Below are 15,637 nucleotides of genomic sequence, written 5' to 3'. Positions count from 1 at the left end.
TCGTGCCCATGCCTGCCGCGTGGCGGACGGTATGGGCGCGATGGTTTTGGCGGCGGCCGAGCTGTAGTGGAAGTGAACCTGGAACCGTTATTTCTATTTCATGGCGCTTTCCAGAGCAGTTCACCGCGACAGCAAGACAGCCGCACACGCTGGCCAGGCAGGCCCTTGCGCGCCAATAGAGTTTTTCTGACTCCCGTCCGGTCCGCGTCCGCTTTCGGCCGAGAGCGGACATCCATCAGAGGCTCAATCGCGATGTTCTCCACGTAAGCAGGAACCAATAGTTAGTGCAGTTCCACACTCACAGTTGCAGTAATTTCGGAGAAAATATGTAACAACTATGGGCACCGCTACACTCAAAGTCATTCTTAAGGGGGACTCATGTTTAAGCGGATTGACATCACCTGCTTCGGAAGCTTCAGCGGACTGAACTGGAAGAATAGCCTGCGTGACCGTGGCAACAATGTTCAGGATTTCAAGCGCTTGAATATCCTCTACGGGCGCAACTACTCCGGGAAGACCACCCTCTCACGAATCTTCCGTGCGTTGGAAACTGGACGCATGCCCTCAAACTACGTAGGTTCAACCTTCACTGTTCATGGGGACAAAGGAGACGTAACTCAGGCTAGCATCGCTGGCCATGGCTACGATGTTCGGGTCTACAATCGTGATTTCGTCAGTGAAAATCTCAGCTTTCTAATTAATCAGGCCATTGGTGGAGAAATAAAGACCTTCGCCATCGTCGGAGAGAAGAACAAGGAGATCGAGGATGAAATCGCGGCCATCCAAACAAAACTTGGCAGCCTTGAAGCCAAGGCAGGTCTTCGGCACGATCTAGATACCAAGAAGAAGGAAAGAGATCGGACCAAGAACAACCATAAGGGTGCTCTTGATGCTCTGGAAAGCAAGCTCCGCTCTCATGCCAATGATAAGATCAAGCAGAACCGCACCTACGGCCCTGCGGTCTATAACATCGAAAGCATTAAGAAGGACATCATTGCTGTCCAGAAGGCTGGATTCACGCCGCTGACAACCGAAGAGCAAGCCACTAAGGTGAACCTCTTGAAGCAAGAGGCCCTTCCTGACATTACCGACACCATATCGATCAGCCTCAAGATCGAGTCAATAAGCAAGGTGGCTGAAGATCTGCTTTCAAGGTCAATCAAGCCAACCCAGGCGATTCAAGAACTGTTGAATGAGACTGCCCTTCAGGCATGGGTGAAGCAAGGGATACCACTACACAAAGACAAGCGGGACACGTGCGCCTTCTGCCGCCAGAATCTTCCTCATGACATCTGGCAGGTTTTGGACGCCCATTTCAGTAAGGAATCTTCCGATCTGGAATCATCCATCGATTCATGCCTGACCTCAATCACCAGCGAAATTCAAGCCATTCCTGGCTTCTTGACTTTAAGCGGCGATAAGTTCTATGCAGAGGAAAAGGTCTCCTTTGAAGCCAGTAAAAAAACGCTCAATGAATGCTTGAAGGTTTACAAGCAGGATCTGGAAGCACTCAAGGCAGCATTGGAGAAGAGAAAGAACACCCTCTTCCAGCCGGTTTCCATGCCACTCTCCGAGCACGATTCGGCGGCAATTCAGAAGTGTTCCAACGACATCAACGATCTGATCGTCAAGAGCAATGGCCGCACCAGCTCACTGGAGAAGGACAAGGGCTCCGCACGCGAGGCATTGCGACTCACTGATGTGGCCTCTTTCATCGGTGACATCGCCTACAGCACCGAACTGGCCCGCATAGCTGGTCTTAAGACAGACGCCGACACTGCCAGCACGGTCTATACGGACGCCGAAGTCGAGATCGTCAAGCTAGAAGCTGATGCCACCCGCTTGCAAGGTCAACAGAAGGATGAACGCAAAGGTGCAGAGCGGGTCAACTCCTTGCTCAACCACTTCTTCGGTCACGACGGCATCAAGCTTGACGCCAAGGACAACGCGGAGAAAAATGCCGTCAAGTTTGAGATCACGCGGGATGGAAAATCAGCCTACAACTTAAGTGAAGGCGAATGCAGTCTGATTGCCTTCTGCTACTTCATAGCCAAGCTGGAAGAGCCTGACAGCAAGGGCAAGGATTTGATCATCTACATCGATGATCCCATATCGAGCCTGGACGGGAACCACATCTTCTTCATGTTCAGCCTGATCGAGAGCCTGATTGCCAAGCCGTTCAAGAATGCGGACGGCTCCAACGGCTATCGCTACAGTCAGCTCTTCATCTCCACCCACAACCTTGACTTCCTGAAGTATCTGAAGAGGTTGTCGACACCCAAAAAGAAGGTGCCAGCTGGGGAAGGCAAGACCAAGAGCGTGGATGATAATGAGCATTTCATGGTGGAGCGGAATGGCCCCACGAGCAACATCGTACTGATGCCGTCCTACCTAAAGGACTACATCACTGAGTTCAACTATCTCTTCCACCAGATCTACAAATGCAGGAACCAGGGCGCTGCACAAGACACACATGAGCCGTTCTATGGCTTCGGGAACAATCTTCGCAAGTTCCTAGAAGCCTTCCTGTTCTTCAAGTTTCCGTACCACGACGACAAGAACGATGCGTTTGAACGAATCAAGAAATTCTTTGGCGATGAAGACGCAACGGCAGTCGCATTGGTGAACCGGCTCAACAATGAATTTTCTCACCTTGAGTCAATCCCAGATCGTGGGTTCAAGCCTGTAGAGATTCCAGAGATCGCCAAGGTGGCGAACTTCGTCTTGGACAAGATCTATACGTCAGATCCTCATCAATACAATGCGTTGTTAAAGAGCATTGGAGAGCCTGCGAGGAACCAATAAGAGAAATAACGGTTCCAGGCTGAAATAACGGTTCCAGGTTCACTTCTACGCAGCATGGCCTTTGCCAAACCATCGTGCCCATGCCTGCCGCGCGGCGGTATGGGCGCAATGGGTTGGCTCTCGGTCATCTGCATTACCTGCAGGTTGAAGGCGTTATTGACGGTTGTGGGGTTTTTGCATAGCTCGGGGTTCGTGGGGAGAATCATCACCATCGAGGTGTCTACGAGAATTAGATCAGCACACCAACTTACCGCCGCGCGTAGCGGCGTAGATCAGCAGCGATGCTGGTAGTAAAACGACAACGGCCGCAGTACGCGGCCGTTGTCGTTAGATCAGGCAGCCAGGATCGTCTTCCCGATTCACGATTCCCGAAAATCAATGATCGCTGGAGCGCAATCCATCCACATCCAGGATCAGCGCCATGCGGCAAACGTGATGGGGTCAGGTGCACTTATCAGGCGACGGCGCTCGGCTTGCGTGGCCCTTATGGAACTGCGCCAGCGGCGCACACAGCCGCGCGAGACCTGCCAGCGTGTATTGACACGCCAGACCGTGTACTTGCAATCTAGTTCCAAGGAGCGTCGAAACTCCTCACGTAGCGGTACCCACCTCCGTCAAACCGGTGGGTTTTTTGTGCCTGCATCCTGCAGGGACAAGCCGACGCAATGCCTGCGTCGGGAGGGCGGCTAATACAACACCCGCAAGGGGAATATGCCCGCCGGCTACGTGCGGTTTCGAACCTCCCGACATCCCGTCGCCGTTGGCGGCGGTTCTTGGGTTGTTCCAGGAGGGCGTTGCCATGTCTACCGCACCATCCACGCCGGCATCTGTACCGGTTGATCTGTTGCCAGCTTCCGCTCACCGCCTGCGGTGGGATGTGGCCGGAGTGCTGCGCCGGCTCGTCGCACGCACGGCCGTTGAGCAGGCGATCGACCATCCCGCGCATCTGCTGAGGCTCCAGCTCGCTGTATTGCCGCACACCTCGGGTTACCGGTCCGCACGTAGTGCCGTGGGGTTGCAGCAGTGCGTCACTGCAACCATCACCCGCCACCACCAGGAGGTGCCATGACACGCCGCCGCCCGCCCACGGCATCTGCCAGCGCACGGCCCACCCGCACGCGTACGCGCCCCACGCCGCCCAAGCGCGTGCAGTGGGTCGTTGTGGAGCCCGACCGCACCAAGCTGCCACCGATGCTGCCGCCCGACCCGGACGCCTCCCCGCAAGGCCCCGGCACGCTACGCGCACCCCGCCGCGCCCGCCGCCCTCGCCAATGCACCGTCAGCTACACCCATTACCCCGGCGCCCACGACCACGGCGGCGACCAGCACGTGCCCCACGTTCGCCTCAGCGGCCTATGGCTGGAACAACTGGGCTTTGTCATCGGCACCAAGCTGCGCATCACCGCAAGCGAAGGGCAGCTGTTGATGGAGGTGTTGCCGTCAGTGGAAGTGCCGGCCAAGGCGCGCAGCGTGCGGCGATGATGCTGCGGCTGCCAGACCCCTTGCGATTGACCTCGGTGCCGGATGCCACTAGCGTCCCCGCCGCACCAGCGCACAACGGACGCTTCATGATCGCGCGCCCCCTCTACGCCTTGCTCGCCACCTTTGCCCTGGGCGCATGCGCCCACACTGCGGCCAACCCAGCCCCGGCAACCGTCACGGAGACATCTGCCATAAATTCATCCAGTCCTACCACTGTGCCGCCTAGCAAGCTCACTGCGGAAGGCTTGCTTGGTCAGCTGCTTGTGTTGATCAAGGGCAGCCAGGACATCTCCGACTTCACTCCCGAGCGTCTGAATTCCACGATGGGGCAGGCGGTTCAGTTCGTGAAAGGCGACGAACGCCGATATCGGGCCTTCGGCCCGCTCACTAAGGATTGGAGTTATGGATTTGGAGTCGATGAAACCAAGCTCGATGGACGCTGGTTTGAATTCCGTTTTGATCGCAATGTGGCCGGTGCATCGCCTGCGATGACCGAAATTTGTCGCCTGGACTTTGATCGTTTTACCCAGCAGCTTGAGCAGATGGGATTTGCGCGTGAGCGCAACATCGTCGAAGACGGGCGCTGGATGAGTGATTTCTTTACGCGCCCAGGAATGCGAGTAGAGGTTTTTCCGCGTGGTGAGGCTGCAGAACCGCAAGCGTTGGTAGCGCACAAATGCGTCGAATGGGTCTACATCCGAATGGAGGTATTGCCGCCGGTGGAGATGCCGGCCAAGGGGCGCGGCGTGCGGCGATGAGGCTGCGGCTGCCAGAGACCTTGCGATTGACCTCCTTGCCGGATGCCACTAGCGTCGCAGCCACACCAGCGCACAACGGACGCTTCATGATCGCGCGCCCCCTCTACGCCTTGCTCGCCACCTTCGCCTTGGGCGCATGCGCCCACACGGCGGCCACCCCAGCCCGGGCAACCGTCACAAAGACATCGGCCATGAATTCCTCAGCCGAATCCAAAGTCACTCCCGTTGGCAGCGAACCCAGCGGGTCGATACGAACGGCAGAGGATGCGCTCACCCGCATGCTTGCGTTGATTCAAGCTATTGACGGATTGGACGATCTGACGCCCGACTACCTGCAATCCAAAATGGGGGTTCCGGTGACGCGTGCGGCAGCTGATCCCAAGCGGTATGGCGCCAGTGCTCCGCTTACCAGTGAGTGGGGTTACAGCTTTGGCATGGACCAGACGCCTACTGCAGGGCGTTGGTTCGAGTTCACTTTTATTCCAGCGCAAGCGGGTGCTTCCCCGTCCATGACGGAGATCTGCGGGATCGATTTCGATACGTTTACCAAGAAGCTGGAAAATATCGGGTTTGTACGTCAACGCAACATGGTGGAAGACGGGCGATGGATGAGTGACTTCTTCAGCCGGCCAGGCATGCGCGTGGAGGTGTTTCCACGAGGCGAGGCCGATGCACCGCAGGAGCGGGTGGAGCACCACTGCGTCGAATGGATCTACATCCGTTAACCCAAGGAACGGTCATGCCTTTGAGTCCACAGGCACATGCCATTGTTGATGGCTTCGGGCGCCAGCCAGGCGTTACCCCCATAACGGTTCCAGGTTCATTTCTTTCACCATCCGGACTACAGCCTCAGGGCATCCCAAGCTCCCGCATCATGGTGCCGCAGTGCAATTCGGAAAGTCCTTGAGATAATCTGCGAGCGAATCCATTCCCACGCTCGTGCGCAGCGCGTCCACATCACCGCTGCCATCAAGCGGTTGCGCCACACGCTTTCCGTCGACGCACGTCACCTGCGTGCCGAAAAAGAACGGGGTCAGATTCACTTAAGGAAGCTCTGAACAACGTATCGCAGATACGTGACACTAACCACTCAGGTTGAGGAGTGATGCATGCAACTGACGTTCGGTGACGCTGAGGGCCTGGGCAAGCGTAAGCAGACCCGTCGCGAGATCTTCCTGGCGGAGATGGACCAGTTGGTTCCGTGGCAGCAACTGCTTGCCCTGATCGCGCCGCACTGTCCGGTATCGGGGCGGCTCGGTCGGCAGCCGCACGCACTGGCAACCATGTTGCGGATTCATCTGTTGCAGCAGTGGTATGCGTTGAGCGATCCGGCGATGGAGGAAGCGCTGCACGAGATCCCTACCTTGCGGCGCTTTGCCCAGCTTGGCGGCTTGGACAACGTTCCGGACGAGACCACAATTCTCAACTTTCGGCGCCTGCTGGAGACCCATGGCCTGGCAGCGCGGATGCTGGAAGCGGTCAACGCGCATCTGGCGCGCAAGGGTCAGAGTCTGCGGTCGGGCACGATTGTCGATGCGACACTGATCGCTGCACCCAGTTCGACCAAGAACGCCGACCATGCGCGCGACCCTGAGATGCATCAGACCAAGAAAGGCAATCAGTGGTATTTCGGGATGAAGGCGCACATTGGCGTGGATGAATTTTCCGGGTTGGTGCACCACGTGCGTTGCACGGCCGCCAACGTCGCCGACGTCGCGGTGACGCACACGTTGCTGCATGGCAAAGAAGACAGCGTGTTCGGCGACAGCGGCTACACCGGTGCGGACAAGCGCGAAGACCTGCAGGCCTGCAAGGCTGCAAGGCTGCATTCTTCATCGCTGCCAGGCCCTCGACGATGCAAGCCATTGGCAACAAACGCGAGCGTGTTCGGGAACAGCGTTGGGAACACTTCAAGGCAAGCGTGCGCGCGAAGGTGGAGAATCCATTCCGGGTGATCAAGCGCCAGTTTGGCTACACCAAGGTCCGCTATCGCGGCTTGGCCAAGAACACGGCGCAGGTGCTGACATTGTTTGCGCTGTCGAACCTGTGGATGAAGCGAAAGCAGTTACTGTCCGTTGTGGGTAGCGTGCGCCTGTAACCCGGGAAATTCTCAAGGAAAGCGCCAGAAATGGCCAAAATCCGAAGATCCAAACGAGACTCTCCGGAACGACGCGACATCCCGCACTCTCAGGCCCCGTTGTTCAGACCTTCCCTAGCGGGCGTCGGCGGGATTTGAGGAGCTCGTGGTTAGGAAGATGTATCAGTGCCTGAGCGTCTCACTATCTGGGAATTGGGCGTGCAATTTTCAGTAGCCGAAATGTCCAACCAAACTTCTCAACGATGTGCGGAGCGAAACTCCGCCGGCCCTTGTCCAACGTAATTTCTGAAGAACTTGGAGAAATTGGTAGACTCCTCGAAACCCAGGCTATCTGCAACACGATAGATGGGCCGGTCGGTATGCGCAAGGAGTCGCTTGGCTTCGAGGATGAGGCGTTGCACGATGACTTCCTTGGCGCTCAAGCCGACCGCGTCCTTGGTTGCACGATTGAGACTTTTCTCTGAGCACCCAAGCGCATCAGCGTAGAGATTCACCGCGTGCCACCTTGCGAGCCTCGTCTGAAGCAGCTCATTGAATTTGGCGAAACGCTTCGAGGTGGAACTGCGGAATGATACCTGGACGCTCCGCCGCGCATCCAAGATACCCAGACGTAGAATCAGCGTGCAGAGCTGATATCTTAAGAGCGTATGCACTACCTTGGTTGAGGCATCGCACTTTGCGTCTTCGCCCATCGCCATGACCGCGTTTGTCATCAGAGCGAAGTCATCCTCGCAGACGACACGATGGGCCGGCATGCGTTCAAGCATGCGCAATGGCATGAGATTGCTCGGCACATCGGAGATGGCCGGCAAGAATTCCGAGCGGAAGAACACCAGCCAACCGTTCCAATGCGTTTGGTCTCCAAAGCTGTGCACCTGGCCTGGCCTCAGGACAACGACGGAGCCCGCAGCACAAGGCACCGGTTCGAAGTCGACCATTTGCAGGCAGATTCCGTCGGTCACCAGAACAAGCATGTGGAAGTCATAGCGATGAGTCGCTCTAACCTTCTCAATGGGCGAACGTCGAACGATGTCGGCGAAGAGTAGAACCTCTACGTCAAGTTCACGACCAGAAGGAGCGTAGCCCAGGTGCGTGATATCCAATCCCTTGAGCGCCATGGCATACCCGCATGTTGAGATGTCCGATTTTTATCATAAAAGCGCGCCAATTCATCGAGATATGGGGCGAATTTATCTTTAAATTTTCACTCACCAGCAGATCGGGGCCTCCCGACGGCCTATCCAAAACCCAACTCACAAGGACTCGCACATGCAAAACCTCGCCACTGCCAACGCCTATATCCAGGCCATCCAGACCGGTGATCAAGCTGCGTTCGGCAGCCTCGTACACCCTGCTGTTGTGTGGCACCAGCCAGGCAACCATCAATTTTCCGGCACCAAGAACGGGATTGCCGAAGTTGGCGCCATGATCGGGGGCATGATGGAGGCATCAATGGGCACCTTTGCCATTACCAAGGTACACAGCTATCTGGCTAATGGAGATCTTGTCGCGGTTGAAATCGATTTTTCCGGTCAACGCGAAGGGTTCAAGCTGTTGCAACGTGGTATCGACCTACTGCGTATCGTCGAAGGGAAAATCGTGGAGGTCTGGCTATTCTCTGCAGATCCGGAGCAAGAGGATGCGTTTTGGGGCAAATAGGAATTCTTCCCGCGCGCATCGGTTTGTGTTCCAAATTCATCCATACGACTAGCTCAGATAGAGGTTTCTGCCATGAACGAGAAGAACAAGTTGATCGCCACACGCGCTTATCAACGTATTTTCGGAGATCTGGACGAATCGGCAATGGACGATTGCATGACGCCCAACTTCATTCAGCACAATCCGACGATTGGGGATGGTCCTGACGGTGTCAAAGCGCTGGTGAGGCGACTAATTTCGCAGGGAGTTCGGAAGCAGAAAATCCAGTTCAAGCATGTTCTGTCCGAAGATGATGTCGTGATCCTCCATTCGCGTTACGAAATGGAGGGGAAGGAGTGGCGCTTCATCGACATCTATCGGTTTGAGGGTGATAGGTTCGCCGAACACTGGGACGGCATGATGCAGATGCCTGATGTGCGCGCCAATAGTAATGGACTGTTTTAGCAGGCAATCGTCGTCACAACCCGCCAACGCCTGGGACGCCCCGTGAGTGGAGACGGCTGCGAGAATGCTCTTTCGAAATAACGGTTCCAGGTTCACTTTCACGGCAGCCTGGTCGTCGCCAAAACATCGCGCCCATGCCTGCGCGCGTAGCGACATAGATCGACAGCGATGCTGGTAGTGAAACGACAACGGCCGCAGTACGCGGCCGTTGTCGTTACATCAGGCAACCAGGATCGTCTTGACGATTCCCGATTCCCGATTCCCGATTCCCGATTCTCCGAATCCCGAATCCCCAACCTCAATGATCGCTGGAACGCAATCCATCCACATCCAGGATCAGCGCCATCCGGCCATCGCCAATCAGGGTGGCGCCGGCGTAGCCGGGCAGGCCGCGCAGGGCGCGGGGCAGGGGCTTGATCACCACTTCCTCGCGGCCGCGGACCTGGTCCACCACCAGGCCGAAGCGGGTTTCGCCGGCCTGCAGCAACACCACGGTCAGTAGCGGCGGTTGTTCGGCGGGCACGCCCAGCCAGCGGCGCAGGTCGATCAGCGGCAGGGTGTGCGAGCGGCGGTCCAGCACGGCGCGGCCGTCGAACCAGCCCAGCGAGGTCTGCGGTGCGTGCAGCACCTCGACCACGCGCGCCAGCGGCAAGGCGTAGACGGCTTCGCCGGCCTGCACCAGCAGGGTCGGCAGAATCGCCAGGGTCAGCGGGACGCGGATCATGAAGCGGCTGCCGCGGCCCAGTTCGGACTGGATCTGGATCTGCCCGCTCAATTCGCGGATGCGCGACTGCACCACGTCCATGCCCACGCCGCGGCCGGAGATGTCGGTGACCTCGGCCTTGGTGGAAAAACCCGGCATGAAGATCAGATGCAGGCACTCGTCGGTGCTCAGACGGGCAGCGGCTTCGGCGTCGATCAGGCCCTTGTTGCGGGCGATCTCGCGCAGACGCTCGGGGTCGATGCCGGCGCCGTCGTCCTGGATTTCGATACTGACGTAGTCGCCTTCCTGCTGCGCAGACAGCCGCACGTGACCGCTACGCGGCTTGCCGGTGGCTTCGCGCAGGGCAGGGGACTCGATGCCGTGGTCGATCGCGTTGCGCACCAGGTGCACCAGCGGGTCGGCCAGGGCTTCGACCAGATTGCGATCGAGCTCGGTTTCGGCGCCGATCAGCTCCAGTTCCACTTCCTTGGACAGGGTGCGCGCGACATCGCGGGCCACCTTGGGGAAGCGTGCGAACACCTTGCTGACCGGCTGCATGCGGGTACGCATGACGGCGGTCTGCAGGCGGGCGGTGGCGATGTCCAGCGTGCTGACCGCGCGGTCGAGTTCTTCGTCGCGCAGGCGGGTACGCAGCGTCTTGAGACGGTTGCGCGACAGCACCAGCTCGCCGATCAGGTTGACGATGGCGTCCAGGCGCTTGGTGTCCACGCGCACGGTCTGCTCGGCGTCGCCACCCTTGGCCGCCGCCTTGGGCGCGGCCTTGGCGCCAGCCGCAGCAGCGCCATGTGCGTCGTCGTGTGCGGGCGCGGCGGCGGCGGCCTTGGGAGCGGACTTGACCGCCGGCGGGCCGCTCTTGGCATCGAACTGCGCAATCAGCGACGCCGGTGCGTGCGGTACGGTTTCCCCCGAGCCCATCGCATCCAGCATGGCCTGCAGATAGTCCAGCGACTGCTGCGCGGCATCGAAGTGATGCGCCTGCAGCACCGCCTGGCCCGAGCGCGCCATGCCGAGGGTTTCTTCAGCGGCGTGGCACAGCTCCACCATGGGTTTGATCGCCAGGAAGCCGGCGCCGCCCTTGAGCGTGTGGAAACCGCGGAACACTGCATTGAGCTGGTCGGCTTCGTCTGGCGCCTGTTCCAGCGACACCAGCTGTTCGCCGAGGCGGTCCAGGATTTCCTGGGCCTCGACGATGAAATCGGCAGCAATATCGTCTGGAACAGCACTCATGGTTACAACCCCAATCCGGACAGCAAATCGTCGGCGTCGTCCTGCGACACCGCGTGACGGTCCAGACCCTTGATTGCAGGGCCGGCCAGACCGCCGTCGTCTTTCTTCGGCTCCGTGTTCTTCGGCGGCAGGCCGAGCGCACCGAAGCCCTCATGCACGCGGCGCACGATCCCGGCCACGCGGCGGATGATCTGCCCGCTGAGGTCCTGGTAGCTCTGCGCCAGCGACAGCTCGGTCAGGTTGTGGCGCATCTTGTCCAGCAGCGCGCCCTGGTCTTCATTGAGCCCACCGTCGCGCAGCTGGTTGGCCAGCACGCGGCATTCTTCCACCAGGTCCAGCGTGCGATGGCTGGCCTTTTCGGTCATTTCCACCACGTGGTCCAGGCGCGAGCAGGCATCGTCCAGTTCGCCGGCTTCCTCGGGCACCGTGGGCAATTCGCCCAGCGCCTGGCCGAGTTCGCGCGCGAGCCGGCTCAGGCTCTGCATCATCGGGCGTGTGCGCAGGGCGGCGAGGTGATCGACCTCGCGACGCCAGGCGACCTGGTCACCGCTTTCCAGTGCATCGAGCGCGTTCTGCAGGCGCTCGATCAACGCGGCACGTTCGGCATCGGTTTCCACGGTGGCGTTCATCAGGCGGTCGCCGCCAGACGTTCGAACACCTTGCCCAGCTTTTCTTCCAGCGTCTGCGCGGTGAACGGCTTGATGATGTAGCCGTTCACGCCGCACTGCGCCGCTTCGATGATCTGCTCGCGCTTGGCTTCGGCGGTCACCATCATCACCGGCAGGTGCTTGAGCTTGGCGTCGGCGCGGATGTTGCGCAGCAGGTCGATGCCGGTCATGCCGGGCATGTTCCAGTCCGTCACCACGAAATCGAACGGGCCCGCGCGCAACGCAGCCAGTGCGCTGTTGCCGTCTTCGGCCTCTGCGGTATTGGTGAAGCCGAGATCCGCCAACAGATTCTTGACGATACGTCGCATCGTCGAGAAGTCGTCCACGATCAGGATCCGCATGTTCTTGTTCACATCAAGCTCCTAACGCTAAAAAATACGCGAAAAAATTAGTCGTCAATTTCGACACCGGCATCGGCCAGTTCGAAGACTTTGAGGCGGCCGCGCAAACGCACCACGGCCTGGCCATGGATCTGGCAGACGCGCGATTCGCTCACACCGAGCACGGCGCCGATTTCCTTCAGGTTCAATTCCTGTTCGTAGTACAGCGACAGCACCAGCTGCTCGCGCTCGGGCAACTGGCCGATGGCCTTGCCCAGCTCGCGGCCGAATTCGCCACGCTCCATCATCTGCTGCGGATTGGGGCCACCCTTGGCGGTGGTGTCCAGCTCGCCGTGATCCTCGATGCGCGATTCCAGGCTCAGCACCTGGCCGCGGGCGGCATCTTCCATCAGGCGCAGGTAGTCGGGCAGCGGCATTTCCATCGCGGCGGCCACCTCGGTGGCGGCGGCGGCGCGGCCGGTGTTCTGCTCGATCTTGCGCACCGCCGCAGCGGCGTCGCGGGCACGGCGGTGCACCGAACGCGGCACCCAGTCGCCACGGCGGATCTCGTCGATCATCGAGCCGCGGATGCGGATCGAAGCATAGGTTTCGAACGAGGCGCCCTGTTCGGAGTCGTAGCTGCGCGAGGCCTCGATCAGGCCGATCATGCCGGCCTGGATCAGGTCGTCCACTTCCACGCTGGCCGGCAGGCGCGCGGCCAGATGGTGGGCGATGCGGCGGACCAGGTCGGCGTGCTGGGTCACCACGTCGTTGGCGTTGTTGCGCTGCACGGCGCGGTACTGCGCGCTGGCCGTGGTTGCGGTAGCGGTGCTCATGCGGCCACTCCCCGTTGAATGATGCGTTCGACAAAGAACTCGACGTTGCCGCGCGGCACGGTGGGAGCCTGCCAGCGCGAGGTACGGCGTGCGATTTCGGCGATGGCCTGCGCCGACGGACTAGCGGGGTAGGCCTTGATGACCGGCTGCTGACGCTGCACCGACAGCCGCAACCAGTCGTCCTGCGGTACGTGGCCGAGATAGTTCAGCGACACGTCGCCGAGGAACTTTTCGCAGACGCGGGAGAGCTTGTCGTACAGCAGGCGGCCTTCGTTGGGGTCGCGCACCATGTTGGCGATGATCTGCAGGCGGTCCACGCCGCGTTCGCGCGAGAGCACCTTGATCAGCGCGTAGGCGTCGGTGATCGAGGCCGGTTCGTCGCAGACCACCACCACGGTGTCCTGGGCGGCCTGGCAGAAGGTCAGCACGCTGTCGGTGATGCCGGCGGCGGTGTCGATGACCATCACGTCCAGGTCGCGTTCCAGTTCGGAGAACACGTTGACCAGGCCGATGTGCTGGGCCGGGGCCAGTTCGGCCATGTGGCGGCGACCGGAGGCGGCCGGCACCACCAGCACGCCGCCGGGACCTTCGATGATGACTTCATCCAGGGTGCAGCGGCCGGCGATCAGGTCGGCCAGGGTGTACTTGGGCGACAGGCCCAGGACCACATCCAGGTTGGCCAGGCCCAGGTCGGCGTCCAGCAGCAGGGTGCGCTTGCCCATGTCGGCAAGTGCCACCGCCAGGTTGGCGGAGATGTTGGTTTTCCCCACGCCGCCCTTGCCGCCGGTCACGGCAATGGTGCGCACCGGGCCCAAGGGCTCGGGACGGGTCGCCGACAGGGGGAAGGCGTTGGTCAGCTTGGCGTATTCACGCGACTGCATGGTTGTGCTCCGGAGTACAGGGCTTATCGGCAGCGCGCCGCAAATCTTCAAGGCGAAGAACGAGACTGGCGGCATTGGCGCGGTGCAGGTCGTCGGGGACCCGCTGTCCGTCAGTCACCCAGGTGATGGGCATTTGGTGGTCGACCACCACCGACAAGGCGCTGCCGAAGCGGCCGGTCTCGTCGAGTTTGGTCAGCACCACGCCTTGGGGCTTGGCGTGGGCGAAGCGGCGCACGACCTCGTCGAGGTCGGCGAAATGGGAGTTGGCGGGCAGCACCAGCAGCGAAGTCACCTGCTGGGCGGCGCGCAGCCAGTTCAGCTGGGCGGCCAGGGCGCGGTCGCGCTGGCCCATGCCGGCGGTATCGATCAGCACCAGCTTGTAGTCGCGCAGGCGGTCCAGCAGCTCGAGCAGGCTTTCGGCGCTGTCGGCCTCATGCACGGCGATACCGAGCTGACGGCCGTAGCTGTGCAGCTGCTCGCGGCCGCCGACGCGCAAGGTGTCGGTGGTGACCAGGGCGACGTCGCGCGGGGCGTGCTGGGCGGCGAAGCGCTGTGCCAGCTTGGCGATGGTGGTGGTCTTGCCGGCACCGGTCGGGCCGACCAGGGCGATCACGCCGCCGCGTTCCAGCGGGTCGACCGGGGCCACCGGCAGGCGCTTGGACAGCAGGCCCAGCATCAGCCCGCGGCCACGGTGCAATTCGGTATCGGCCGGGATCTGCATGGCGACATCGCGGGTCAGGCCGGCATCGAAGCCGTAGTCGTCCATCAGCTCCAGCGCCTGCGCACGCACCGGCGAGCCACGCAGGCGCTCGTCGGTGAGGCGGTTCATTTCGCGCTCGATCATCTGCCGCATCAGCGCCAGTTCGCCACGCAGCTGCTTGAGTTCTTCGTCGTTCTGCGGGGCCGGCGCGGCGGCCACCGGCACTGCGGCCAGTGCGGCGGGGGCGGGCGGGGCGACCACGATCGGCGGCAGTGCGGCCGGCGGCAGGATCTGCGGCAGCGCGTCGTCCAGGTCGAAGTCGGCTTCGTCGTCGAATCCATCGTCGTCCTGCCCGTGCGCGGCGTAGGCCGGGGCGGCGACTGCTGCGGCAACGACCGGGGTCGGCGCCTGCAGCGGAGCGGCCTGTATGGCGGGGCGCTGCACCGGGGCGGTGGTCAGAAAGTCGGCGAACAGCTGTTCCGGCACCGCCGACAGCGCGTGTTCCTGGCGCTGCACGACCGGCGCGGCCAGTTCCTGCGCGGCCGGCATCGGCGCGGCGCTGCGGATCGGGGTGGCGACCGGCGCCTGGCGCGGCACGCTGGCCGGCTGGCGCAGGGCCATGGCAGCAATCATGTCTTCGGCGGCGCTGGCCACGCGCTGGCGGTGGCTCATGGTCTCGGCAGCGGGCTTCAGTGGAGCGTGGACCGGCGCGGCCGGGCGGGCGGCAACAACCTGCGCCGGCTGAGCCGGAGCCTGCTGCACGGGAGCCTGCTGGACCGTCGCGGTGCCGGGGGCCGGCGTTTCGCGGGCGGTTTCCAGGGCGCGCTGCACCAGCTCTTCGTCGTAGTTGCTGGCGGCGACGATCTCGATGCCTTCGGCGGTACGGCGGTTGGACAGGATCACGGCATCCGGGCCATGTTCCTCACGCACCATGCGGAATGCGGTGCGCATGTCCGGGGCGACAAAGCGTTTGATCTTCATGCCACATGCCTCCAGGAACGGGACCCGCCGGACGCCGGACGGGTGCGCGATGAA

Annotated in this window: 15 protein-coding genes and 1 pseudogene; 8 read left to right on the top strand and 8 right to left on the bottom strand. The window is 61.0% G+C overall.

Annotation, left to right across the window (positions count from 1 at the left end):
* The first annotated feature begins 378 nt into the window (after positions 1-378).
* The 5 genes from FHY19_RS20210 (at position 379) to FHY19_RS20190 (ending at position 5,770) form a co-directional block, all read left to right on the top strand.
* Positions 379-2,805, top strand: coding sequence for an AAA family ATPase (locus FHY19_RS20210; RefSeq protein WP_259168101.1), 2,427 nt, complete (start codon positions 379-381; stop codon positions 2,803-2,805).
* Positions 2,806-3,604: 799 nt separating this feature from the next.
* Positions 3,605-3,874 carry a hypothetical protein gene (locus FHY19_RS20205; protein WP_259168100.1) on the top strand — a complete coding sequence of 90 codons (270 nt, stop codon included), beginning with the start codon at positions 3,605-3,607 and terminating at the stop codon, positions 3,872-3,874.
* On the top strand, positions 3,871-4,287 hold the full coding sequence (locus FHY19_RS20200; RefSeq protein WP_259168098.1) for a type I toxin-antitoxin system SymE family toxin: 417 nt from the start codon (positions 3,871-3,873) through the stop codon (positions 4,285-4,287). Before FHY19_RS20205 ends, FHY19_RS20200 begins: the two co-directional genes overlap by 4 nt.
* Positions 4,288-4,373: 86 nt before the next feature.
* Complete coding sequence (locus tag FHY19_RS20195; protein WP_259168097.1) at positions 4,374-5,045, top strand: hypothetical protein; 672 nt, start codon at positions 4,374-4,376, stop codon at positions 5,043-5,045.
* An 86-nt stretch (positions 5,046-5,131) separates the two neighbouring features.
* On the top strand, positions 5,132-5,770 hold the full coding sequence (locus tag FHY19_RS20190) for a hypothetical protein (RefSeq protein WP_259168096.1): 639 nt from the start codon (positions 5,132-5,134) through the stop codon (positions 5,768-5,770).
* Between the two features lie 147 nt (positions 5,771-5,917).
* Here the strand turns inward: FHY19_RS20190 and FHY19_RS20185 are convergent, their stop codons facing one another.
* The gene (locus FHY19_RS20185) at positions 5,918-6,088 is read right to left on the bottom strand and encodes a hypothetical protein (RefSeq protein ID WP_259168094.1); all 171 of its coding nucleotides are present in this window, start codon (positions 6,086-6,088) and stop codon (positions 5,918-5,920) included.
* 66 nt (positions 6,089-6,154) lie between these two features.
* On the opposite strand from FHY19_RS20185, the pseudogene FHY19_RS20180 reads away from it, so the two are divergent.
* Positions 6,155-7,143: pseudogene (locus tag FHY19_RS20180) on the top strand (IS5 family transposase).
* Between the two features lie 236 nt (positions 7,144-7,379).
* Here the strand turns inward: FHY19_RS20180 and FHY19_RS20175 are convergent.
* Positions 7,380-8,261: an AraC family transcriptional regulator gene (locus FHY19_RS20175; protein WP_259168092.1), complete on the bottom strand. Its 882-nt coding sequence runs from the start codon at positions 8,259-8,261 to the stop codon at positions 7,380-7,382.
* 151 nt (positions 8,262-8,412) lie between these two features.
* Between FHY19_RS20175 and FHY19_RS20170 the strand changes: the two genes are divergently transcribed.
* Together FHY19_RS20170 and FHY19_RS20165 are read left to right on the top strand one after the other, a co-directional pair.
* Positions 8,413-8,802, top strand: a complete 390-nt coding sequence (locus FHY19_RS20170; protein WP_259168090.1) for a nuclear transport factor 2 family protein — start codon at positions 8,413-8,415, stop codon at positions 8,800-8,802.
* A 72-nt stretch (positions 8,803-8,874) separates the two neighbouring features.
* Positions 8,875-9,246 carry a nuclear transport factor 2 family protein gene (locus FHY19_RS20165; protein WP_259168087.1) on the top strand — a complete coding sequence of 124 codons (372 nt, stop codon included), beginning with the start codon at positions 8,875-8,877 and terminating at the stop codon, positions 9,244-9,246.
* Positions 9,247-9,544: 298 nt separating this feature from the next.
* On the opposite strand, the gene FHY19_RS20160 is transcribed toward FHY19_RS20165, so the two are convergent.
* From FHY19_RS20160 to flhF, 6 genes are read right to left on the bottom strand one after another with little or no spacing between them, the layout of a single operon-like run.
* On the bottom strand, positions 9,545-11,197 hold the full coding sequence (locus FHY19_RS20160; protein ID WP_259150292.1) for a chemotaxis protein CheA: 1,653 nt from the start codon (positions 11,195-11,197) through the stop codon (positions 9,545-9,547).
* A 2-nt stretch (positions 11,198-11,199) separates the two neighbouring features.
* Positions 11,200-11,826 carry a protein phosphatase CheZ gene (locus FHY19_RS20155; RefSeq protein ID WP_259168084.1) on the bottom strand — a complete coding sequence of 209 codons (627 nt, stop codon included), beginning with the start codon at positions 11,824-11,826 and terminating at the stop codon, positions 11,200-11,202.
* Complete coding sequence (gene cheY / locus FHY19_RS20150) at positions 11,826-12,218, bottom strand: chemotaxis response regulator CheY (protein ID WP_014507662.1); 393 nt, start codon at positions 12,216-12,218, stop codon at positions 11,826-11,828. Before cheY ends, FHY19_RS20155 begins: the two co-directional genes overlap by 1 nt.
* 35 nt (positions 12,219-12,253) lie before the next feature.
* Positions 12,254-13,021, bottom strand: coding sequence for an RNA polymerase sigma factor FliA (locus FHY19_RS20145; RefSeq protein ID WP_005918198.1), 768 nt, complete (start codon positions 13,019-13,021; stop codon positions 12,254-12,256).
* On the bottom strand, positions 13,018-13,902 hold the full coding sequence (locus FHY19_RS20140; protein WP_010374294.1) for a MinD/ParA family protein: 885 nt from the start codon (positions 13,900-13,902) through the stop codon (positions 13,018-13,020). The genes FHY19_RS20145 and FHY19_RS20140 overlap by 4 nt, the downstream gene beginning before the upstream one ends.
* A complete protein-coding gene (gene flhF / locus FHY19_RS20135; protein ID WP_259168083.1) occupies positions 13,889-15,583 on the bottom strand; it encodes a flagellar biosynthesis protein FlhF in 1,695 nt (564 codons plus the stop codon). The genes FHY19_RS20140 and flhF overlap by 14 nt, the downstream gene beginning before the upstream one ends.
* Positions 15,584-15,637 lie beyond the last annotated feature (54 nt).

It is taken from the genome of Xanthomonas sp. 4461, from assembly GCF_024806475.1.
GTDB lineage: Bacteria > Pseudomonadota > Gammaproteobacteria > Xanthomonadales > Xanthomonadaceae > Xanthomonas > Xanthomonas arboricola_F.
The sequence above is the reverse complement of the archived record's forward strand: the minus strand, read 5'-3'. Positions and strand labels throughout refer to the sequence as shown.

Coding starts and splice junctions, on each gene's coding strand:
- FHY19_RS20190 (WP_259168096.1), top strand. CDS start 5,132: ATGATCGCGCGCCCCCTCTACGCCTTGCTCGCCACCTTCGCCTTGGGC.
- FHY19_RS20210 (WP_259168101.1), top strand. CDS start 379: ATGTTTAAGCGGATTGACATCACCTGCTTCGGAAGCTTCAGCGGACTG.
- FHY19_RS20195 (WP_259168097.1), top strand. CDS start 4,374: ATGATCGCGCGCCCCCTCTACGCCTTGCTCGCCACCTTTGCCCTGGGC.
- FHY19_RS20170 (WP_259168090.1), top strand. CDS start 8,413: ATGCAAAACCTCGCCACTGCCAACGCCTATATCCAGGCCATCCAGACC.
- FHY19_RS20165 (WP_259168087.1), top strand. CDS start 8,875: ATGAACGAGAAGAACAAGTTGATCGCCACACGCGCTTATCAACGTATT.
- FHY19_RS20175 (WP_259168092.1), bottom strand. CDS start 8,261: ATGGCGCTCAAGGGATTGGATATCACGCACCTGGGCTACGCTCCTTCT.
- FHY19_RS20155 (WP_259168084.1), bottom strand. CDS start 11,826: ATGAACGCCACCGTGGAAACCGATGCCGAACGTGCCGCGTTGATCGAG.
- FHY19_RS20205 (WP_259168100.1), top strand. CDS start 3,605: ATGTCTACCGCACCATCCACGCCGGCATCTGTACCGGTTGATCTGTTG.
- flhF (WP_259168083.1), bottom strand. CDS start 15,583: ATGAAGATCAAACGCTTTGTCGCCCCGGACATGCGCACCGCATTCCGC.
- FHY19_RS20160 (WP_259150292.1), bottom strand. CDS start 11,197: ATGAGTGCTGTTCCAGACGATATTGCTGCCGATTTCATCGTCGAGGCC.
- FHY19_RS20145 (WP_005918198.1), bottom strand. CDS start 13,021: ATGAGCACCGCTACCGCAACCACGGCCAGCGCGCAGTACCGCGCCGTG.
- FHY19_RS20200 (WP_259168098.1), top strand. CDS start 3,871: ATGACACGCCGCCGCCCGCCCACGGCATCTGCCAGCGCACGGCCCACC.
- FHY19_RS20140 (WP_010374294.1), bottom strand. CDS start 13,902: ATGCAGTCGCGTGAATACGCCAAGCTGACCAACGCCTTCCCCCTGTCG.